This is a genomic window from Bradyrhizobium sp. 4, assembly GCF_023100905.1.
Taxonomy (GTDB): Bacteria; Pseudomonadota; Alphaproteobacteria; order Rhizobiales; family Xanthobacteraceae; genus Bradyrhizobium.
The window spans coordinates 1,494,448-1,516,261 of record NZ_CP064686.1 but is presented as its reverse complement, the minus strand read 5'-3'; the positions used below and the strand labels follow the sequence as shown (position 1 = coordinate 1,516,261).

The window sequence follows — 21,814 nt, the reverse complement described above, 5'->3', positions numbered from 1 at the left end:
GTTGAACTGTATCCGTCCGAGATAAGCCGGGGACAGTACGCCTGAGGGGTTCGGTTCCCCTGTGCATCCTGATGAGCTCCATCAGGTTAGCCGAGTCGGTGAACGCCATGACGCCGTCGTTACCTATGCTGTAAACCGAGATGACGCCGCCCACCGGGTCGACTCCGTTGGCCACATCCCAGAGCCAGTCCTCGTCCTCGCCGAGGTCCTTTGCCACGCGACCAATGGTGAAGACGAAATTGACTCTGTTGACGTGCGCTGAGCGGAGGACGTCGACGTGAGCGACGTCTAATTCCACGGCAGCAACTGGTGTAGGCAGCTCTGTGGCATGTCCGCGATGCGCGCGAAGGCGTCGGCGAGCCACGCTTTCGCATCGATGTTGTTGAGACGCGCCGTATGATGAGCGTCATCCGGCGGGAAGTTCCGAACCGGACGTTTAATTGGACAACCCGCGGCCGGGCTTCTGCGAGGTCGACATGGCCGCCCCTGGCGGCACGTCGGTGGCGGGATCGTTCATCCAGACCATGACGATGGCCGATTCGCGACGGGCTGGACGGAGTGCCTGCCGTTGGTGAGGTGCGGATTCCGATTTATTCCGGCCGGGTATTCCGACGTGAAGCCGGCCATCGTTCCGATTTGAAGCCGGCCACCATTCCGAAATGAAGCCGGCCGCCATTCCGATCAATTTCCGGCCAGGTTTCTGAGAAGGTCGGCGTTTTCGTTTGGGTCAGTCCCTCAGGCATCAAGTCCCTCGTTTGATCAACGAGGGGAAGCGGATGCCGGCCAAGAGAGAACTGACCATGAGACAGATACGACAAATGCTACGGCTTGCCCGGGACGGGGTGAGCGCCCGGGAGATCGGACGCACGCTCGGCGTGGCGCGCAGCACAATCCAGGACAATCTCAAGCGGGCCTCGGCGGCCGGGCTTGCGTGGCCTTTGGCAGGCGACCTCACGGACGTCGTTCTTGAGCAACGACTGTTCGCCCATGCCGGCGTCAAGCGCGGGTTCCGTCGGCGCGCCGAGCCAGATTGGGCCTCGCTCGCCTGCGAACTCAAGCGGCCCGGCGTCAATCTGATGGTGCTCTGGGAAGAGTATCGCGCGGTTCACCCGGGAGGCTATGGCTACAGTCGCTTCTGCGATCTGTTCCGGGAGTTCGAGCGGCGCCTGTCGCCGACCATGCGGCAGGACCATCCGGCCGGCGACAAGGTGTTTGTCGATTACTCCGGCAAGAAAATCATGATCGTCGATCGCGCAACCGGGGTCGTGCGTGAAGCGGAGATCTTTGTCGCCGTGCTTGGCGCCTCCAATTACACCTACGCCGAGGCGACCTGGACGCAGACACTGCCGGACTGGATCGAGGCCCATGTCCGCATGTTCCGATTTTTTGGCGGGGTGCCGCGCCTTGTCGTGCCCGACAATCTGAAATCCGGCGTCCACAGGGCCTCGTTCTACGACCCTGAAATCAATCGCAGCTACGGGATGATGGCGTCCCATTACGGCGTCGGCATCCTTCCGGCACGGCCACGAAAGCCCCGGGATAAGGCAAAAGTGGAAGCCGGAGTGCGTTTTGCCCAGACCTATATCCTCGGGCGGCTTCGCCGGCAGACCTTCTTCTCGCTGGCTGAGGCGAACGCGGCAATCGCCGCCGCGCTGGAGCGCATCAACGCGCACGTCATGCGCCGGATCAGCGTCAGCCGCCGACAATTGTTCGAGACCGTCGAGATGCCCGTCCTGGCGCCGTTGCCGGATGCCGACTATCAGTTCGCGGAATGGCTCCTGGCCCGCGTCTCGCTCGATTATCACGTCGAGGTCGACGGCTTCTTCTACTCAGTTCCACACGGCCTGATCCGGGAGCAGGTCGACGTTCGCGCCACCACCCGGACCATCGAGTTGTTCCATCGGGGTTTGCGTGTTGCTGCTCATCAGCGCCGTTATGGCGGCCGCCGGCACGGCACTGATCCCGATCACATGCCCAGTGCGCATCGGCGTTACGCCGAGTGGACTCCCGATCGATTCCGGCGCTGGGGGCGGTCGATCGGGCCCAACACCGAGGGGCTCGTCCTCGCCATCCTGGCCAATCGGCCTCATCCCGAACAGGGATTCCGGACCTGTCTCGGCGTGCTTCGGCTGTTCAAGGATATTGATCCCGAACGCGCCGAGCTGATCGCGGCCCGCGCGGTCGCGGTCAGCGCACTGACCTACAAGAGCATCGCCTCCATCATCGCCAACAAGCTCGAACGCAGTTCTCGCGATACCGAGGACGCGATCATCGAACATCCCAATCTGCGCGGCCCCGGTTACTTCCATTGAAAGGATTATCCAGCATGCTGACCCATCCCACCCTCGACCTGCTGCATAGCCTCGGTCTCCACGGTATGGCCAAAGGCTTCAAGGACCTCGATGCCCAGTCCGAAGCGCGCAGCCTCGAACACGCCGAATGGTTGGCTTTGCTCCTGGAACACGAGAAAACGCTGCGCCAACAAAAGCGGTTCGAAAGCAGAGCTCGAGCCGCCAAGCTACGTCATGCCGCCTGCGTCGAGGATGTCGATTACCGCGCTATCCGCGGCCTCGACCGCGCGCTCTTTCTAAAACTCGCTGCTGGCGACTGGATCCGGGCACGGCATAATCTCCTCGTTACCGGGCCATGCGGCGTCGGCAAGAGCTGGCTCGCTTGCGCCCTCGGCAACAAGGCTTGTCGAGACGACTTCTCAGTTGCGTACCATCGCGTGCCACGTCTCTTCGCGGCCCTTGCACTCGGTCGCGCCGATGGCCGCTATACCAAGATGCTGCGTGCTATCGCTCGCCTCGATCTGCTCATTCTTGATGACTGGGGACCGGAGCCGCTCGATGCCGACCAGCGCCGCGATCTGCTCGAGATCGTCGAGGACCGATATGAAGCTCGTTCGATCATCGTCACCAGCCAGCTGCCCGTCGATCGCTGGTACGAAATTATCGGAAATCCCACCATCGCCGACGCAATCCTCGATCGCCTCGTCCACAACGCTTACCGCATCGACCTCAAAGGAGAGAGCCTCAGAAAGCAAAAGCAATCCGCTCCAGGTCAACCGGCCACTTGACCTTCTTATCCCTCAACGACATCATCAAATCGACCCATGCGATTGACGCCAAGGGTGGCCGGCTTCCGATCGGAATACCCGGCCGGCTTCAGATTGGAATGCATGGCCGGCTTCGTCGGTACCCGCAGGTGAGGCGGGATGGCTCGCTGGTTGTCGAGGCTATGAAACACGCACAGAGCCGGTTCCGCTGGCTTCTACGCGGTGTGGACTTCGACAACGACAGCAGGTTCATGAACGAGGTCTTCGCGCCGCGGTGCGCCAACCGAAGCTCGGGGTGACGCGCTCGCGTGCCTACAACAAGAACGGTCAGGCCTTCGTCGAGCAGAAGAATGGTGCGTTGTGCGTCGCTTGATGGGCTACGGCCGCTTCGTTGGCCTCGACACGGCGCACGTGATGGGCCGCCTCTATTCGGCGGCAACTCTACGTCAACTTCTTTCAGCCGTCGTTCAAGCTCAAGGAGAAGCGCCGAGAAGGGGCCACGCCTGCACCCTTTGGTTTTAAGAGTTGGTACGCGGCTTGCTCCGTTCGGAGCAACATTATGGCGCGAGAGACACACGTCCGCGTTGTAAGGAGCGGTTCATCTGCAGGGTTTGCGATAAGCGTGGCACCATCCTAAGGGAACGAAGTGACCCAACCATGCCCATGAGAAAGCGTGCCGACCAAAAACTGCAATATCTTCACGTCGTGTACGCGTCAATCCAGCTTTCTCTTCTGGTGCCGACTTCGAGACTCTTCCATGCGAGATCCGTACGAAGGCCGATCTCGTGGTCCTTCTCACTCTCGTCGACCCTATCGAGCACCGCCCGCACTGGCGAGGTTGTCTCGGCTTCGAACGTCGGGATAGTCCCGAGAAAGAATGATCAAATCGACCGGGCTTGCAGAATTCGATTGATTAAGGCCACCGCACAAACCTGTCCAGGGGCTGCGAGATACCAGATACCGGTATTTCGAAGTCCGTGAGGTATCAACGCCTGCTCGGCGAACGTCCGCTTTGGGCAATTGGGTTGAACGCTCGAGCTTGCGAGCAGCCGAAAGCGCGGATTCACATAGGCATAGAAGCCTGGGATGAAACGATTGGGCGAACAGCAAGCGCATCAAGCGACCTATCGTAGGCATGAAGGCAGATCTCTGTAAGAACGCGGACCACCAATCGCCGGGCCTGAAGCACTACCGGAGAAGCGCACCGCTTTGGGACCAGCAAAAAGTAGCTGATCATCGGCGCCAGGCAGATATCAGCTAGCCAACTCATTGCCGTCTCGATCAGAGACAAGACACGATCGGAGCTTCTCTTGCGCGCGGGTGCCGCTCTTTCACGTTTCAAACGCATTCACCGTGTGTTCGCCGTCGCGATCGGCGCCAAGAGCCCGACGAGGCACATGAGCCCGGCTAGGACCCCAAATGCGGCCGGCAGTCCCACGTACTTGGCCAGTAAGCCGATACCAGCTGGCCCAATGAGAATTCCGGCATAACCCACCGTCATGATCGCGGCAATCGCCGGACCAACGGGCATCGCCTCCTGCGTGCCGGCGCGCCGGAACAGAATCGGGGCGACATTCGATAGGCCAAGACCAATGAGCAGCAAGCCGATCATGGCGATGACGGCCGCCGGTGCCGCCAGCAGAGCTCCGAAACCTGCCAAGGCCAGTAGACTTCCGAACATAAGTGTCGCGCGGTCCCCCGCCCGTTCGACGACGGCGTCGCCAGCAAGGCGTCCCACCGTCATGGCTATGGAGAACAGTACATACGCTAAGCCGCCCTGCGTCTTTGGAGCAAGACCAGCGCCGACGACCAACAAGGCAGCCCAATCGAGCATCGCGCCTTCGATAAGGAAGGCGATCGCCGCAATCACGGCTAGAAGGAGCACGATGGAACGCGGCAGAACGAACGACGGTCCCTGGTCCGCCTGCGCCGTTGGTACCAATCGCGGCCACGCCAGCATGATCGCGATCACTATCAATCCCGAGCAGACCACAGCCGAAACAAATGCGTCAATCTGCAGCGAGAGAAAAGCGGTCATGGCTGCAGACCCCACAAGTCCCCCGATGCTGAATTGAGCGTGGAAGCTGGACATCAGCGGGCACTCCGCCGTGCGCTCCACCTCCATCGCATGAATGTTCGCGGCCACGCTAATCGAGCCTATCGAGGCGCCTAAGGCGAATAGCGCGACGCCGAGCGCCAACTTGCTAGCTGTCGTGAGGCACGGCAGGACGATCGCGAGACTAAGCCCACCCACAAGAATGATCAGCCTGACGCCGTAGCGGGCGCTCAAAACACTGGTCAGAAGCATCGCGATGATGGATCCAGCACCCAGGCAGAGCAGTAGTAGGCCAAGCACGCCGTCATCGGCCGCCAGCCGGTCTTTCGCAAATGGTACGAGCGGAGCCCAGGCCCCGAAGCCAACCCCGGGAACGAAGAATGCAAGACGCGTTGCTAACCGAGAGGATGGTTGACCAGCAGACGCCATGACAGGGACCCTATTGATAGACGACCTGCGGGCGCTGTACCAACGACGGACTCCCGAGCGACAGAGAGTGCGCAGGTTCGGCGGTCGAGAGGACATCGTTTGTTGGCGCAATCCGCCATGCCGGACGGTTCAGCGCGTGATATCGGATCGCGTCGGTCGTCACTGTTCTAGTTCGATCCGCGACAACATCTTTGATTGCAAATACGATGCCACCGCGAAAACGCACGTGACGACTCGATACGATCGGGCAACTGTGCCGGCTAGGCATGGAGCGTCGGGGGCTCTCAACAAGCTTGATACTTGCTGATTGATGAGCGCGGTCGCGCACTGAAGGAGCACGGCCGCGTATTGCGATTCCGTGACGCCCTTCAGCGCGCCAATGCGGCCTCGCCTTCCGTAGTCATATCCGCGACAAATCAATATGGCTCAGTCGCAAAGCTGACGACGAGATGAAATTGTCCGCCGATCGCAATCGGCCTTAATGCGAGGCCCTTGGTTTGCAACCCTGTTACTCTGGGCTTGCGTAGCCTGAGCTTGTGGCAACCGACATCGCGATGTAGACGCCGACATAAACAGTTGATCATCGAAGGTACGCAGAGGCTTGTGTGCCTGCTAGACCCATCGTCTTTGTCAACGCCCCCCGTCACGGCTCGCCATTGACGACTTCTTCATCGAATTGGCTGTGCACATGGACCGGCATTGATTCTTGTCCGTGTGCGGGAGGGATGCGCTCGTTGCCCAACATTCCATCGAGAAAGCTGCCCCGCCGAGATCGCGACCCGCTCCTACGTAAACAGCGGACGAATCCGTTGCTCGGTCTGCCGCAACAAAGAAGCCCACAGCGTCGCGCATCTTCGACCGACGCTCCACCAATCATCAAATCCCGAATGATGGTGGCCCATAGATTCAGAACCACCCGAAAATTGCAACTGTAGTGCTAGATCCGGTGCGCCAAATGCATCGAACTCCGTCCGGATCGCGTGTCGGTGTTCCGTTACGCGCATGTTCTCTCCTTCAAGAAGGATCAGTGCAAGATCGGCGAATACGCGCTGCCCCAGACAGTCGCGCGTCATCTTCAGTCGGAATTGATTGCGCAAGCCCCCGGTCGATGCGGGCTACGCGCGCATTAGTTTCGACCACTTCGATCTACCCCGGCTAGAACTCTTGCCGCGGCGAAGCGCGAGGGGCAGCCGCGTCGGAACTTCCAGTGTTACACCGGCGAGACCGCCGAAACGGATAAGAAGAACACAGTTTGTCGATTTGGTTCTGAATTGCGCTACAGAGTTGGCAACGCGAGCAGTACGTTGTCGATCAGCCGGGTCGAACCGACGTAGGCTGCGGCACAGAGCGCCGCCGGAAGCCGCAGCGGACTCGTGGCGCGCTTGAGCGTATCACCATCGACAAGTTCAAGGTATTGCAGCCGATCAACGGTCTCAAGATGCCGCTCCGCGATCGCAATCAGCTTGTCCACCTCCCGCACTCCTGAGCGGAACTCATCCGCCGCGGCGAACAGCCCACGACTGATGGCAACGGCTCGCCGACGTTCTTCCCCGCTCAGATTCCGATTGCGACTGCTCATCGCGAGCCCGTCCGGTTCCCGAACGGTTGGCACGGTGACGATCTCGATCGGAAGATTTAGATCAGTCGCCATGCGACGCACGACCGCGCATTGCTGAAAATCCTTTTGCCCGAAAAACACGACGTCCGGACGCACCATGTTGAACAGCTTGCATACCACGGTTGCGACGCCGCGAAAATGCCCAGGCCTAAAAGCCCCGCATAGTGGCTTCGCCAATTCGCCCGGTTCGACGAAGGTCTCGAATTGAGCCGGATAGACTTCCCGTGCACCCGGCGCGAAGACAATCGCAACACCGGCATCGCGGCACAATTTTTCATCGCGCAGGAAATCGCGAGGATAGCTGCTGAGATCCTCGTTTGGTCCGAACTGCGTCGGATTGACGAAGATGCTAACGACGGTGACGTCGCATTGCGCTCGGCTCGCCTTGACCAGGGCCAGATGGCCCTCGTGCAAATAGCCCATTGTCGGCACGAGCCCGACGCGTTTGCCCGCGCTGCAAGCCTTCGCCAGTTCACGACGAAGCTCAGCGACCGTCGTAATCGTCTGCATCGTAGCACCTTACATCAGGTTGTCTTAGGAGGAGCCCAGTTTGCGATGATGTCACCCAGGCTTTCAGGAAGCCGATAGGACTCTTGCGGCGCCGGGAACGCTCCACTGCGGACATCGGTAGCCCAGCGCGACAGCGCCTCCTGCAACAGCTGAAAACCATCTGCATAGGCGCGAACGAATTTGGCCCGACGACTTTCGGTCAGCCCCAGCACGTCATGGAATACGAGCACTTGGCCCGAGCACCCGGGACCCGCGCCTATTCCAATAGTTGGTATCGACAGCGATTCGGTCGCTCGCTGGGCGAGCTCGGCCGGAATGCCTTCAAGCACCAACGCGAAGCATCCGGCCTCCTGCAGACGGTGAGCGTCATCAAGCAGCCGCAAAGCGTCATCGGCTTTCCGGCCCTGCACCTTGAATCCGCCCATGATATTGACGCTCTGCGGGGTGAGGCCGAGATGGCCCATGACGGGAATTTCGCAATCGACCAGGGCGCGCACAATTTCCACGCGCTTGGCCCCGCCCTCGAGTTTCACTGCATCTGCACCTCGCTGCAGGAATCCTCCGGCGTTGCGTATCGTCTCCTCCGGACTGAGGTGAAAGCTGAGAAACGGCATATCGGCCACGAGCAGGGCACGGGGCCTTGTGCGCGCAACAGCCTCGAGATGATGATTCATCATCGCCACGCTGACAGGCAACGTGTTGTCGAATCCGAGGCAGACGTTGCCAACACTGTCGCCGACAAGAATGATGTCGACGATGGGGTCAGCGATGCCTGCAGTAACCGCATCGTAGGCGGTGGTCATGACGACACGCCGCCGCTCCTGCTTCCACCGCTGCAGGATTGGAATCGTGATCCGCTCAACTGATACTTCCGAAGCGTGGCTCATTTTCGATCCGTTCCGTCAGATGGCCTCAGGTCGATTTCGGAGCTGGAAGCGATACAATTTAATCTCACCTGTCTCGCCTACGATTTTGAAGCCACCGCCCTCCCGAAGTCCCCGCGTCACCGAATATGCTAGGCGAACGGTAATCCGATTCTTGCGACCGAAGCAGTTGAGTATTGCGCGCATCCCGGGGGACCACCCTTTTTCTATGGCGGACGAGTGAAAACTCGTCAACCATGAAAGGGAAACATACGCCTCCAAAGTAGCAGGCGCGTGCATAAACACTCCAATGGTCGCGCGACCATCAAGCAAGAACTCCCAGATTCAAATTGTCATTTGGAAGCGCCTTGCGTCACGCTGGGCCTCAGGGCGCGCCGATGCGATCATTCTGGCAATTTGCCTGCGCGTTGTCTTAACCGCATCTCTTGCATGTCGGACTGGCTGGCTCTGCCCAGGGAGGCAATACTCTACCGGAGCGAGTTCTTTTCCGAGCCTCATCAAGTTGAACTGCAGCCAGAGGATTTGTTGCCGCTCACACCTGCTGCGCTGCATCAACGCTCCGGCATACTTCCCCATACAGAGCTGATAGAAATTGCGTACCATGCCCTGCTGCAATCCCTTCCCCGGGATACTTGGCACTTTCCAGCTCCCGAAACAGGCCTCGCGCTCACCCTCTGTTGTAGCGGCATATCGCGATCGATTCGTTCGATGAACCCCTGCCTGTCGGCCGAAAATTGCGTTGCGCGTAATTCCGCGGTGAAATCCTTCAAACGAGCTCGGAGTGACTGCCGCGCCTTCGTCAAATGCAAGCATGGGAGTGCTTTCCAGCGCAGCAGATCATGAAAGCTATGCAGACGCGCGTCTGCCGCCGCTAATTCGATGGCGTGTGGATAACCCGACCGTACAGACTTGTCAGGCGAGCCGCTTAGAGGCGTCGCTGACCTGAGGCGCCGGTGCGCTTGCCGTCCGCTTGCTGCTCAATTCGCAGTAGCCGTGGCAACCCAAGCGTCAGGCCATCGAAGAGTCGACAGTTTGACACGGCCAGCCAAGTCATGCGATGCAAAAAGGGCTAAGCGCGGTTAAGGCGCAGTAGTGCGGTCGCAATCTAAGCGGCGGCCGCCATTGCGAGGTCAGCAGCTTCTGCTGCACACGTTCAAAGGCCACTACTATTCGTCGAAGACACGATTTCGTAACAACACCCCGCATTTCCCTTGTGCGTCTTTTCGTGGCGTCTTGTACTGGTTGTCAGCGCGATCGTTCTACCCGCCGCGCCAATGCGTATGTCTCGGGTCGATACCGCAATAGGCGTCCATCCCCGAACGAGAACTGGCAACTGCCAGGATCCCCCCAGATACGTCCTTGCAGACAATGAGCGTCCTGCCAAGCGTGTCGCAGGACGTACACCCGAAGGCGAGACAAAGCCAAGTGGCATGGGAAGTGCTAGCAGCGATAAACAGCAGATAGCGCATGTCTTGCCTCCGCTAGGCTTTGCTTAAGGATAGACCATCGAATTACTTGTATTGATGTCAAGCAGATGGCAGCCGCGCTTCCCTGGGCAATCGCATCCACCGATGTACCAGCGCGTTGGGCTCTCACGCCCATGCCAGCAACGCGGTCCAAGTGAAGGCCGTCTAGGAGTGCTCGATCAGAACCGCGGCACCTCGGGCGGCCATTTTTCCCAAAACTTGGCGAAGGCGGAGCAGCATTTCAGCGACTTTCCGGAAGGCAGCGCAGCCTTCCGGCGCGATGCAGCTGCGCGTTGGAAGCGCCTCCAGGCAAGCGTGTACACCAGGTACTACCTTTCTTCGTTGCTTCGCGACGAGCAGCGCCGAAACGATAAGCTCCTCCCAGGCGACATGTATGGCTAAGACTATCGCCACGTTCCGCGATTGAAAGTCGTTTCACGATCATCTCTCTGCGGTGATCAGCCGAAGAGCGGAATCAACCTTGAAGTCACGCGTCGATGTCATCGCTTCAGGGGCTGGCGGCGGCCTTCCCCCTTCTGTTTGGTGACCCTGCCTGTGTTCAACGAAGGAGCGCATTTTGCTGCAGTTCTTATGCGCCGATCCTGCAAGTGAGACCGTTTCATGCACGAGATCCGCGCGAAGCTAATGACCGTCGACGGAAGCATCTACTGAAGTTGTCCTAGCGACTATGATCAGGCGGTTCCTTACTTCGATGCAGAATTTCGTCTCAGAGATTGTCTACCTTGTGTAATAGCGGAGGAAGAACAGCTAGCTAAACACCCGCCACCGCGATGGTGCAGGGCGCCTGCCCTGCAGTGGCATCTGAACGGCTGCCCGAGGCTTGCAGACTTTGCGATGAGGCATCTGTCGCTTTGGGCGAAGTCAAACCGCAGTTCGCGATTACCGACGGTCATCTATGATTCGACACATCGTATTCTTCACCGCAAAAGATAAGGCGCATGTCGACAAAATAGTCGACGGCCTTTCCGTACTCGCCAAAATCCCGCACGCACGCCGGCTTGAGGTCGCTCGCAACCGCAAGAGTGACCGGCTTGGCAACGAAATTGACGTGATCGTCTACGGTGAATTCGACGACGAAGTCGAACTCGTAGCCTATAAGGCGCACGGGCTTCACCAGGAGTCGATCCGGCAGGTAAGACCGCTCCGAGAGCTACGTCTCGCGGCCGATTACAGCATGTCAACAGATGCGGAGCCATTTGGCAGGCCCTACCCGCGGGCGTAATTAACCTGGCAGGCAAGTAGGGGGTTTTGGGTGCCCATGAAGCACGCCTTCGCCGGACGGGATTACAATCGGCCATGTATCGCTGAGCGACAGACTAATGCATGTATTGGAACTGCAGTGGAATGAGCCCTCATAGCCATGCGACGCCTCGCGCATCGGAGGCACCTCACGTTCCTGGATAGCGCATCGAGACACGCGGTGCTCGGGCAGTACTCGTATGTGACGTGCGATCCCTTCAGCACTTACATCATCGCGGACGGGAGAGGTATTTGCAACGGAGAGTCCATTGTGGGCGATCCGTGGGCGGCACTTCGCGCTCTGCTAGCCAACTATCCGCAAATACATCGCGCCGATCTCCGGGCATTCCAGGGCGGCGCCGCCGGCTTTTTTGGATACGAGCTGAACAGGACACTGGAGCGATTGCCGGTGCCGACCATCGGGGGCATCGCTTGCCTCAGGCACTCCTACATCTTTACGACGTCGTGATAAGCTTCGATCATCGCCATGATAGATGCTGGATCCTTTCTACCGGGTGGCCGGAGCAGGATCCAGTTCGCCGGCGTGAGAGAGCTCGCCAAAGAGCCGAAGGATTTGCTGGGCTGCTTACAGTCTCAGCCCCTCCTCCTGATTTTAAACCAGGCGAGGCCGGCTCATGGCATTCAAACTTCAGTCGCCAGGGATACATCGCGGCGGTACAGCGCGTGATTGATCTCATTCTGTCGGGTGACGCCTTCCAGGTCAACATTGCGCAGCGCTTCAGCGCTCGCCTGGCGAACTCGTTCGATCCGATAGCCTTCTATTGTCAGCTGCGGAAAATGAATCCGGCTCCCTTTGCCGCCCTTCTTCGGTATGGCAAGCTCACCATTGCATCGAGCTCGCCCGAGCGTTTCCTAAAGTTTGACGGGCGACAGGTCGAAACGCGACCTATCAAGGGGACGGTGGCGCGTTTTGCTGATTGCGAGGAAGGCCGGCGTCGCGCTGAGACGCTGGTACATTCGGAGAAAGACCGCGCCGAGAACACCATGATCCTCGACCTCCTGCGCAATGATCTCTCGCGCGTTTGCACGCCTGAATCAGTCCACGTCCCGTCCTTATGCAATCTCGAGTCCTATGCCTCACTGCACCATCTCGTGTCCGTCGTTACGGGTGAGCTAGCACACGGAGAGGATGCCGTAGGCCTACTTAGGGCCTGCTTTCCCGGCGGCTCAGTTACCGGAGCTCCCAAGGTACGCTCGATGGAAATTATCTTGGATATCGAGCGTGTGGCGCGAGAGGTGTATTGCGGGGCCATAGGCTACATAGGATTCAATGGACATATGGATGTAAATATTGCCATTCGCACCGTAACGATCGGCGACGGCCAGGCCGTCTTCCATGCAGGCCGGGATAACAGCAATGTCCGATCCGGCCGCCGAATATGAGGAGAGCCTTGCAAAGGCAGAGCGCATTTTCGCGCATTCATTGCTGAAGACGCCGGTGCATCTTGATTGTCATTATCGACAACTACGACTCTTTCGTCTTCAACATTGCGCGATATTTTCGCAAGCTTGGTGCAGCAACACGTGTCGTCCGGAACGACGCGATGGACGTGAGCGAACTTGCTGACCTCAGGCCCCGCGCGGTTGTCATCTCCCCCGGTCCGTGCACTCCAATTGAGGCTGGAATATCGACAGCCGTCGTTCGTGAACTTTCGGGTCAGGTGCCAATTCTCGGGATTTGTCTCGGACACCGGTGCATTGGGACGGTGTTCGGCGCACGCGTAACGCGCGCCCGTCGTCCTATGCACGGTCGGTCCTCGTATGTCACACATGAAGGCGGCGGGCTTTTCAAAGAACTACCGTCTCCACTTCGTGTGGGGCGCTACCATTCGCTTATCGTCGAATTGGATCCTTCATCTGCCCGTCACCTGACGGTGACAGCACGCTCGGATGATGCGGAACTCATGGCCCTCGCCCATCGCGATCAACCAACATATGGCGTGCAGTTCCATCCAGAGTCGATACTCACCCCACAAGGGGACGTACTGTTCGCAAACTTCCTACGACTTGCAGAGCTTCCTTAAGGCGGCCGGAGAGGACTGGTGCAGCCATAGCGTTCGTTTCGGTTGTCGGACGTCGAGCCGCGGTTCGTTTGAGGCGTCTGTGGCCGGCTCGGCGCCGAGGTTCGGAACTTTCCATTTGAATGTCGAAGGGTCCATCGGCGCCATGGGGCCATCGGTAGCCTTAAAGACGGCCTCGGCCATGGGGACTTTTGGGGGCGTGGAGGCCGAGGCCGCTGGAGGCGCTTGAACCTTAGAAGGGCCAAGCGAGCGCGAGCTTACTCACAGGCAAAATGGCTGTTCTGTTCGCTTCCGCACATCGGCGATACCATTCCGGTCAGAACCGCACAGGGGAGCTGCGGCTCACCCTGGTTTTGCGCGGTGTGAACAAGTCGCCGCGATAATCTCTCTTGCCTCCGTTGACCTGGCGATCTCGGGCATTCTTGATTCATCGAAAGCTCGCAATCCAAATGCCGCAGCGGCACCGTCCTTACGATCTCCTTCGGCTCCCCAGTGGGGTATGCCCAGGGCGCCGTCGGGGATCGCAATCTCTGTGCAAACCTCTCTCGTCCGCTGCACCAGTTTCTCGGCCTGAGCTTGCTCCAAAGCATCCTCCCTTGATTGCCGCCGCAGCCTGCCGAGAATTTTATAGCTGTCGTGATTGGCAAGCTTGGCTTGATAGCTGCCTGGCGTGTGGAACTCCACTTCGAAGCGATAAGAGTCCGCCGTGGTGAGCACTGTCTTGATGCCGACGAAAGTCGGACTGCGCATTCTGAACCAGTTGGTTGTCTGGCGTTCGGTGTAGTCCCGCTCCTCGAAGGCCAGCATGGCTTTCTTGAAGGCACGTGTAAAATCCTTGTCAGGAATTTCTAAGACGTGGCGTACCGCGTTGCTGAAGAGCTGTGGGGCGCTGCTGGGTGGGATGCTCATTCCGGTGAGCTGATCTGTCATGGAGGCATGCGATTTCAAGCGGCGCTCCAGATGGGGCATCTTCACCTCGATGCCGGCTTGCGCAAGGATTCCGGCAACCTCGCGTGCCGCTGCGGTGATTTTCCTCTCTTCGGCTATAGCTCGGCCAGCCTCATTTTGAGCGCGTTCTGAGGCCTGCTCGCGGGTCAGCGTGATCATGTCAGCATCGTCAGCGGCTGGCCGGAGGCCGGACGGTTTGCGCAAAATGCCCTGCTCCGCAGCGAGTTTGATCGAGGTCTCCATGATTGAAGCCGCCAGAGTGGGGTTGTCCCTCAGATCCTCCAAGGTCGCATCGACATCAAACCTTCCGCGGGCGAGGGTCGCCGCCACGCCCTTGACGTAGGGCACGGACTTCAAGCCCGGCGTCTTGTAGAGGAGCCGCTGAAGATGACTGCTCTTCTGGAAAAAGAGGTTGGCGCCAGTATCGGATTTATAGGCGTCGGTGCCGACCTTGATGCCGAGGCTCAGCAAGTTGTTTGCGCTTTTTACGAGGTCGTCCGCATTGTAACCATCCGGGCGGGGATCGATGCGAGGAGGATAGTGGTCGAGTAAAAGCTGGATGCGGTCTCGTGGCTGAGTCGTTGCCGGATAGGTCTCCGCCAGATCCGGGAAAAGGTTGCAGAGCCTTACGCTGAGGCTCGGGTTTGCGGCGTTCGAACTTTCGATTGTTTCGGGCAGAGGTTGCTCATTCGGCTTCACTGCCCATGCCGCTAGGTCGTCGACGAGCAACTCGGCCATTTCGCGAGCAACCAGATGTTTGGCGACCTCAATCTCGCTCCTCGCTCTCGCAAACGTGTTCTGGATATCGTGGCTACTCACCTCTTCCTGGCCCAACAGCTGACGGATCTCTCGCCTGAGCTCGTGGTGAACGCCCTCATAGGTGCCAAAGACAGCACGCTCGGCAAACCAGCGTTGTGCTTCATGGGATTGAGCCAGAAAGTTTCGCTGCAGGCAGCTATAGGTTCCCAGGACATCCTGCGTGGCGGCGAGGATCTGGCGGGCGCGACCGAACTGGTAATTGTCGCCCTCAAGCGCGGGGGTATGCGACTTTGGCGGCTTCAGCGACGGAAGTCCGAGAGCTTGCTCCTTGCGATCGAACTGGCGCACATGCTCATAAAGCTGCGGCCGGTCGCCGACAATGACGACGGTGTCCCCGTCGAAGTCTCCGTCAAGTTTTTTCTGTTCCCCGATCGGGACGGCAACCAACGAGCCCGGAGCGAACACCTCGGTAGCCTGCAGGATGCCGACGCACTCGAGCGGCGTGTCCACCTTGGCGCGGTCCTTGCTCGAGGTCCAGCTCGAATGGCATTTGACGTCCTCGGCAGACAACACCAGCCCACGGTCGGCGTAGCCGGCCGGCCACATCTTATCCGGCACAACCATCAGAATGCCTTTGGCAAAAAAAGTCGGATCGTCGCCCGCCAGTTCCTTCCCCGACTTCTGCGCGACATTGAAGCTGTATTGGATGGCTGTGCAGTTTTCGAGGAACACAGCGGTCGGGTCCCCCTCAACGGCCGACTTGATTCGCTCGGCGGCAAACGGGCGCAGATTGGGCTTGTCGTAGGGCGAGCGCCCGATCAGCACGCCGCTCGCCCCCATCAACGTCTCGCTCTTGAGCGTCGGCACATGGAGACAGTCATCGCTGGACGGTACGGCAACCGCGCCGGGACCGTCGATGTGTCCGGCCGTCACGGTGCGAAACAACTCTTCAGACGTCAACTCTCGCCCTTGTCTGCTCTCGAGCCAGGTTTTGGCCTTCTCCCGCGCCTCATCGGTCACCGGCTCGCTTCGGGGATAGTGTTGCAGCGCCGATGCGGGAACGGACATTCTTCTTCCCTCAGCAAAGGCAGGCACCCGATCAGGACCTTCCTGTCGGCGGGCGCGATTTACAGCTGGCATACGGTTGGCCAGCGAGGCCTTGATAAAACCGCAACCATCATGCGGCCGCAAGGCGATCGGGCCTTCTGGCCCAGTCAGCTTGAAGGGATGCTCCTCGCTGGCAGGACGGTCCGGCAGCAGCGACAGTTTGAAGGCGCCCTCCAGCGCGTAGTCCCGAGGACCTAGGTCCTTGATTGCCGGCGGCGCGGCAAAACCCCTGCGCTGAGTGTAATAGTATGCCTCTTTGAAAGGGGCCCAGGCACGTGACAGCTGCTCGAACGCTGTGCCCGGCGCCGTTTCGGCATACGGAATCGCCAGCAGCTTTCCCCCCGAAGACTCTGCCCTCGCCACACCTGGAAGGCGGCCGGCGATCTGCGACACGGGCTTTTTGGGCGGCTTTAACTTGCTTCCGCCGAACAGGTCCATGCGGTATGGCACACCCTCGACGGTGACCGTACGCGCCAGCATGAACGCGCTCGGCTTTCCTGGCAGCTGGACCGCGACGACGGGCAAAACCCCCGAGGTCAGGCGATGAAAAATCGAATAGCGTGTCTCGGGCTCCGTGGCCACTGGCCGGCCCTGCATGTCCACCACTGACAACTGCATAAGTCCCGCGTCACCCTGCGGAGGTCTGGGCTCGTGGGCCATGGTTCGCAACACCTGATGGACGTCGAACACGGACGCTGGATGTTGGGCCTGGACCGTCGCCGCATTCTGCGCCAAGAACGTGTCCAGCGCATCGACCGGACTCTCCGCCGCGATCTCCGCCATCAGGTTCCAGCTCATGTTGGAAAGATCGCCTCCGACGAGGCCGCCCGTTTTGTCCAAAATCTCCTTAGTCTTGCGCTGCAGCTCTTCCTGCCTCACCCGCAAATCGGACTTCTTGCCTTCGACATAGGGCCGGCGGAACAATGCCGCGAAAACCGCACGGGCCTTGAGCGTTTGATAGATCGACAAGGCGGGGCAACGGCTCGAGTACGGCCCTCGGGCTCGCTCGGCATCGCTTGCTTTGAGATGCCCCTCGATCTTGTGCTCGACGATCGGTTGAATGTCGTTCAGCAAGTTTAAAGCCCACCTCCGGTGCCAGCGCAGGTGCGGGCTGCGCGCCAGCGGCAGGAGAGCGACGCAGAGAGTACCCATGGTTTCGAGGTCGTTCTCAGCGGCAAAGCCAGGGGCACGATGCAGTTCCGCCAGCCGGTCTAACCCCGTGCGTGCGAGCAAACCGAGATCGTCAAACAATTGAGCCTTAGCCAGCGCTTTGAAAATCATGGCGATGTTCAGAACCTGGGTCTGCTCCAGGCGATCACTGGCATAGTGAAGGTAGTGGGCCATACCGTGCAGCCGATTCTTCAGCAGAGCGGTCTGTATGATCTCTCCAGTGCCCTCTCCCCTCGTGACACCTCGCCCGAGAGCATTGGCTATCATGCTGAGCTGAGTTGTGGTGAACGCTCCGAATCGGAGGTCTCCCGAGCCGAGTTTGCCCGCTATGTCGATTATCGCCCCATGGCACACCGCCTCTTCCGGCCACTTGCTAAAGCCGTTCACCAGGATCGCCAGTTCCCGCGGAGTAAAATCAGAGAGCCGGTTGTCACGGCGAGAGACCTCGTTGGCAATCGCGACTGTGGCTTGGCGAGCGTCCTGCTCTTGCAGCCACTTGCTGAAACCGTTCACCAGGTTTGCTAGACCCTGCGGAGTGAAATCAGACAGCCGGTCGGCGCGAAGGACCTCATGGGCGATTACAACGGTGGCCTGACGTGAGTTCTCCTCTTGTGGGCACTTGCTAAAGCCGTTCACCAGATTCGCCAGGTGCTGAGAGGTAAAATCGGAGAGCCGGTCGGCGCGGCGAAGCACCTCACCGGCGATCACAGCGGTGGCGTGACGTGAGTTCTCCTCTTGTGGCCACTTGCTGAAACCGTTCACCAGGTTCGCCAGACCCTGCGGATCAAACCCAGAAAGCCGGTCTGCGCGGCGACAGACCTCACCGGCGATCGCCAGCGTGGCTTCGCCACAGCCCGTCTCGTCAGGCCACTTGCTGAAACCGTTCACCAGGTTCGCCAGACCCTGCGGATCAAACCCAGATAGCCGGTCGGCGCGGCGACAGACCTCACCGGCGATCGCCAGCGTGGCGTCGCCACAGCCCGTCTCATCAGGCCACTTGCTGAAACCGTTCACCAGGTTCGCCAGACCCTGCGGATCAAACCCAGACAGCCGGTCGGCGCGGCGACGGACCTCGTCGGCTATTTCAACTATAGCGCTGCGGCAGTCTGTCCTTTCCGGCCACCTGCTGAAGCCGTTCACCAAGCTCGACAAGTGCTGGGGAGTAAAACTGGAGAGCCGGTCCGCTCGGCCAGCGCGGCGACGAACCTCGTCGGCGATTGCAAGTATAGCGTCGTTGCACTTCGCCCCCTCCGGCCAACTGCTGAAGCCGTTCACGAGGTTCGACAAGTGCTGGGGAGTAAAATTGGAGAGCCGGTCGCCGCGGTGATGGACGACCTCGTCGGCGATTTGAACTATAGCGTCTCGGCAGTCCTGCGGCCACTTGCTGAAGCCGTTTACCAAGTTCGCCAACGCCTGTGGATCAAAATCAGAGAGCCCGACATCGCGGCGGCCCGCGCGGTAACGGACCTCGACGGCGATTTGAACTATAGCATCTCGACAGTCCTGCGGCCACTTGCTGAAGCCGTTCACCAGGTTCGCCAACGCCTGTGGATCAAAATCAGCGAGCCAGACATCGCGGCGACCCGCGCGGCGACGGACCTCGACGGCGATTGCCCTCATTGCACCGCGACACTCCGCCTCTTCCGGCCACTTGCTCAAACCGTTCACCACGGTAGCCAAGTTCTGCGGACCAAAGTCAGAGAGCCAGACGTCGCGGCGGCCCGCGCGGTGACGGACCTCGCTGGCAATTGCCCTTATAGCACCGTGATACTCCGCCTCTTCCGGCCACTTGCTCAAACCGTTCACCACGATAGCCAGGCTCTGCGGACCAAAATCAGAGAGCCCGGGAGCGCGGCGTCGAATCTCAGCGGCAACTGCTATTGTGGCCTCACGAGAGTTCTCCTGTTCCGGGCACTTGCTGAAGCCGTTGACCAGCAGAGCGAGACTTTGAGCGTTGAGCTCCGAAAGTGCTCCGCGTTGCTCACGAAAAAATCTGGCGATTCGGATCATTCCATTGCGACATTCCGCCACCCCGGGATATCGACTGAACGACAATACGAATAGGGAAAGCGTTTTGCTTTCGACGTCGTTTAGTGCATTGCCGAGGCTCGACACCTGAGCTGCCATGGCCCTGCACGCTTCCACGCCTGCCTGACCTCCAGCCTCCCGGCTCATGGTGTTGCATGAGGTGGCGTACCCCCATGTATTCCGGGCGCGGATATCTTGTTCCCATCTTGGGACAAATTCGCGTTTGAACTCGGAAGCGGCCTTTTGCAGGAATGTTGCGTGGTCCGCTCGACCCTGCAGCTTCCTGTCATACTCCACCACAGCGCACGAGAATTTAGTGATGTCGCCAGCGAAGGAAATGTCATGTAAAGCGTTATTAAGTAGGTTTTCCGAGTATCCACGCTTGAAGCTCTGTTCGGCTACATGGACGAAACGCCGCCTTCCCGGTCCTGCACCCGGGTCGGACTCCGTTTGCCTATGGGGTAGCACCGTGTCTGGTTGCGAGCTTCTGGATCCTTTATTGCCGAGCCAGGGTTTGTCATCAGAACCTAAAAAGGTTTCTTCTCGACCTGGCGCTCCACCCTCCGGCACTGGGGGAAAACCGCACCGTCGTGCAGTGGCTTCACCTGGCGCAGCGCCCAGGATCCGATGTGCGCCAACGGAGGGTCCGGAAGATCTGTCGCCAAGGGCATCATCGGCACCGCGCGCAATGCGAGCGAAGGACTTCCTTCTATCTTGAGGCCCAGAGTGCATCCGCTCGGCGGAATCGAATGATTGGCTGCCTTCCCCAGGGGCAAGACTTGATTCCGGGTTCGCCGCCTTCGCCAGTCCCTGCGCCTCGGACAACTTCATCTTGAGCCGGACTGTTTTCTCGTGCACTTCGTGCACATGCGCAGGCGTGAGCAGGCCGCGTCGACCAGGCTCTTCCAGCGGGTCCAGACAGGCCTGCATCTCGGCGGGCTGCGTCTGCAGGCGCTCGACCACGATGCCCACTACGTGATCGGCGTCCTCGGGCTTCATCTGGCGCGCTTGCGAGACGGTCCTTTGCTGACCAGCCAGATCGAACTGCAAAAGCTCGTCCGACCGCTTGACCAGTGGCGCCAACGCCTCCGTCGATGCCGGGGCCTGCCAGACCGCCGAGTGTGCCGCCGCCGACGACGCACTCGCATGCGCCTCCTTGGCGCTCACAAGCTTCTTCGTACCTGGATCCGAGCGCACGAGAACCTTGTCCGCTGGCGCGGTGTCGCTGTCGCCCGCGGCGACTTGCGGCTCGGGCCGCCCGGCCGAACTCGCGGCATCAGCAGCCGGCTTGCGGTTGCCTTTCCCCTCCCTGCGCGCAGCGGTGCCTTTGGCCGCCGCTGCCTTGCCGGCAGTGTCGGCCGGTACCGTAGCGCCAGCGTCGGCAGGCGATGCAATGATGGCTGACGTTTTCAGCTGCAGTGCCAGGAAGTGCATGACCTCGTGCGCAGTGATCCGTGCGTCGTCTACGATCTGGCCCAACAGTTCGAATGGCAGGCTGGCACCTGTTCGGTTATCGCTTAGCTTGGCAAGGATGTCGTCGTGCAACGCCAACGCAAATTCCGAAAGCCGTTCCATGACTCCTTCCAGAACGGTGCAGTGCTCTGCGTCGAGTGCCGCTCCGTCGTTGTGCAGAACGGCTTCCTCCGTCGAGAGGAATGCCGGATTAACATCGTGGACAAAGGTCCCGAGCAGATGCACCCCCCCGTTCTCACCCATGAGGGCGTCCCTCACGGCCGGTTCAAACGTGCTCGCCTGAGACTCAATCATAAGCTGCGCGAGCGCAATCCGCGATTGCAGACGCATGTACCCCGCATGAAGTACCAAGCCGGTATTCAGGCGTAGTGCGGCCTCTTCGGGCTTCCGCATCTCGGGCGTCGTGCTTGGCAAGTTGGCGGTGGCCTCGCAGACGGACACCATCCGTTCCGAGCGCAACAGCTTCTTTCCCCACCACTCCATGCAAGCCGCATGCTCCTTCGCCACACTGGAAGCCACTCGGCTCAGCTGGTCGGGGGTAGCGTTGGATTCGAAAATCCGCTGGAACAGGGCTGCCGAATTCTTTCTGCGCTCTTGCAAGGCGGCGATAGTCGATGAGGCCAGTGCGTTGCATTGGTGGGCCGCATCGAGCACGGCATAGCGGTATCGACGGACCTCAGCGTCGGACAGAATGCTCCGCGCCACGGCCGGGCGCAGCCTCGCGTAGTACTCCAGAACTGCCGAACCTGCTTTGATGAACCGATCGCTCAGCTCTTGCGCCTCCTCCGAGTTCTGGGCGTGCAAGGCCGCATTACGGCAAGCGTCAAGTTCCTCAACCAGGCGATCCATGTGTCGCTTTGTTGCGTTGATTTCTTCCTCTGATGAGGAAATGGAGACTGCCACACCCGAAGTTGGCGGCTGGCTGGCGACCGGCGTTGTGTCTCCACCCTCCGACACTGAGGGAAAGCCGCGCCGCCGCGCAGTGACTGCACGTGGCGCAGCGCCT

Annotated in this window: 12 protein-coding genes and 1 pseudogene; 7 read left to right on the top strand and 6 right to left on the bottom strand. The window is 59.8% G+C overall.

Annotated elements, in window-relative coordinates; all coding sequences use genetic code 11:
* Window positions 1-288 precede the first annotated feature (288 nt).
* Window positions 289-396, bottom strand: a pseudogene (locus tag IVB45_RS06945) (transposase domain-containing protein); the annotation flags it as partial.
* 404 nt (window positions 397-800) lie between these two features.
* Between IVB45_RS06945 and istA the strand changes: the two are divergent.
* Complete coding sequence (gene istA, locus IVB45_RS06940; RefSeq protein WP_247501283.1) at window positions 801-2,312, top strand: IS21 family transposase; 1,512 nt, start codon at window positions 801-803, stop codon at window positions 2,310-2,312.
* Window positions 2,313-2,326: 14 nt separating this feature from the next.
* Window positions 2,327-3,079 carry an IS21-like element helper ATPase IstB gene (istB, locus tag IVB45_RS06935; RefSeq protein ID WP_247363298.1) on the top strand — a complete coding sequence of 251 codons (753 nt, stop codon included), beginning with the start codon at window positions 2,327-2,329 and terminating at the stop codon, window positions 3,077-3,079.
* A gap of 1,327 nt (window positions 3,080-4,406) precedes the next feature.
* On the opposite strand, the gene IVB45_RS06930 is transcribed toward istB, so the two are convergent.
* The 4 genes from IVB45_RS06930 to panB form a co-directional block, all read right to left on the bottom strand.
* Window positions 4,407-5,543, bottom strand: coding sequence for an MFS transporter (locus IVB45_RS06930; protein ID WP_247350616.1), 1,137 nt, complete (start codon window positions 5,541-5,543; stop codon window positions 4,407-4,409).
* 785 nt (window positions 5,544-6,328) lie between these two features.
* A complete protein-coding gene (locus IVB45_RS06925) occupies window positions 6,329-6,640 on the bottom strand; it encodes a hypothetical protein (protein WP_247350619.1) in 312 nt (103 codons plus the stop codon).
* Between the two features lie 179 nt (window positions 6,641-6,819).
* Window positions 6,820-7,671 carry a pantoate--beta-alanine ligase gene (gene panC, locus IVB45_RS06920; RefSeq protein WP_247350622.1) on the bottom strand — a complete coding sequence of 284 codons (852 nt, stop codon included), beginning with the start codon at window positions 7,669-7,671 and terminating at the stop codon, window positions 6,820-6,822.
* 14 nt (window positions 7,672-7,685) lie between these two features.
* On the bottom strand, window positions 7,686-8,558 hold the full coding sequence (panB, locus tag IVB45_RS06915; protein WP_247350624.1) for a 3-methyl-2-oxobutanoate hydroxymethyltransferase: 873 nt from the start codon (window positions 8,556-8,558) through the stop codon (window positions 7,686-7,688).
* 1,634 nt (window positions 8,559-10,192) lie between these two features.
* Between panB and IVB45_RS06905 the strand changes: the two genes are divergently transcribed.
* The 5 genes from IVB45_RS06905 to IVB45_RS06885 all read left to right on the top strand — a co-directional run bounded on the left by IVB45_RS06905 (window position 10,193) and on the right by IVB45_RS06885 (window position 13,326).
* Window positions 10,193-10,423, top strand: a complete 231-nt coding sequence (locus IVB45_RS06905; protein WP_247350627.1) for a hypothetical protein — start codon at window positions 10,193-10,195, stop codon at window positions 10,421-10,423.
* 514 nt (window positions 10,424-10,937) lie between these two features.
* Window positions 10,938-11,264 carry a Dabb family protein gene (locus IVB45_RS06900; RefSeq protein ID WP_247350628.1) on the top strand — a complete coding sequence of 109 codons (327 nt, stop codon included), beginning with the start codon at window positions 10,938-10,940 and terminating at the stop codon, window positions 11,262-11,264.
* 138 nt (window positions 11,265-11,402) lie between these two features.
* Window positions 11,403-11,750 carry a hypothetical protein gene (locus IVB45_RS06895; protein ID WP_247350630.1) on the top strand — a complete coding sequence of 116 codons (348 nt, stop codon included), beginning with the start codon at window positions 11,403-11,405 and terminating at the stop codon, window positions 11,748-11,750.
* 215 nt (window positions 11,751-11,965) lie between these two features.
* Window positions 11,966-12,685 carry an anthranilate synthase component I family protein gene (locus IVB45_RS06890; RefSeq protein ID WP_247350633.1) on the top strand — a complete coding sequence of 240 codons (720 nt, stop codon included), beginning with the start codon at window positions 11,966-11,968 and terminating at the stop codon, window positions 12,683-12,685.
* A gap of 62 nt (window positions 12,686-12,747) precedes the next feature.
* The gene (locus IVB45_RS06885) at window positions 12,748-13,326 is read left to right on the top strand and encodes an aminodeoxychorismate/anthranilate synthase component II (protein ID WP_247350635.1); all 579 of its coding nucleotides are present in this window, start codon (window positions 12,748-12,750) and stop codon (window positions 13,324-13,326) included.
* A 339-nt stretch (window positions 13,327-13,665) separates the two neighbouring features.
* Here the strand turns inward: IVB45_RS06885 and xopAD are convergent, their stop codons facing one another.
* Window positions 13,666-21,657, bottom strand: coding sequence for a XopAD/skwp family type III secretion system effector (xopAD, locus tag IVB45_RS06880; protein WP_247363297.1), 7,992 nt, complete (start codon window positions 21,655-21,657; stop codon window positions 13,666-13,668).
* Window positions 21,658-21,814: the final 157 nt, after the last annotated feature.

Excerpts from the sequence above, each read along its gene's own strand:
- IVB45_RS06895 (WP_247350630.1), top strand. The coding sequence starts at position 11,403 with ATGCGACGCCTCGCGCATCGGAGGCACCTCACGTTCCTGGATAGCGCA.
- IVB45_RS06900 (WP_247350628.1), top strand. The coding sequence starts at position 10,938 with ATGATTCGACACATCGTATTCTTCACCGCAAAAGATAAGGCGCATGTC.
- panB (WP_247350624.1), bottom strand. The coding sequence starts at position 8,558 with ATGAGCCACGCTTCGGAAGTATCAGTTGAGCGGATCACGATTCCAATC.
- istA (WP_247501283.1), top strand. The coding sequence starts at position 801 with ATGAGACAGATACGACAAATGCTACGGCTTGCCCGGGACGGGGTGAGC.
- istB (WP_247363298.1), top strand. The coding sequence starts at position 2,327 with ATGCTGACCCATCCCACCCTCGACCTGCTGCATAGCCTCGGTCTCCAC.
- xopAD (WP_247363297.1), bottom strand. The coding sequence starts at position 21,657 with ATGGATCGCCTGGTTGAGGAACTTGACGCTTGCCGTAATGCGGCCTTG.
- panC (WP_247350622.1), bottom strand. The coding sequence starts at position 7,671 with ATGCAGACGATTACGACGGTCGCTGAGCTTCGTCGTGAACTGGCGAAG.
- IVB45_RS06930 (WP_247350616.1), bottom strand. The coding sequence starts at position 5,543 with ATGGCGTCTGCTGGTCAACCATCCTCTCGGTTAGCAACGCGTCTTGCA.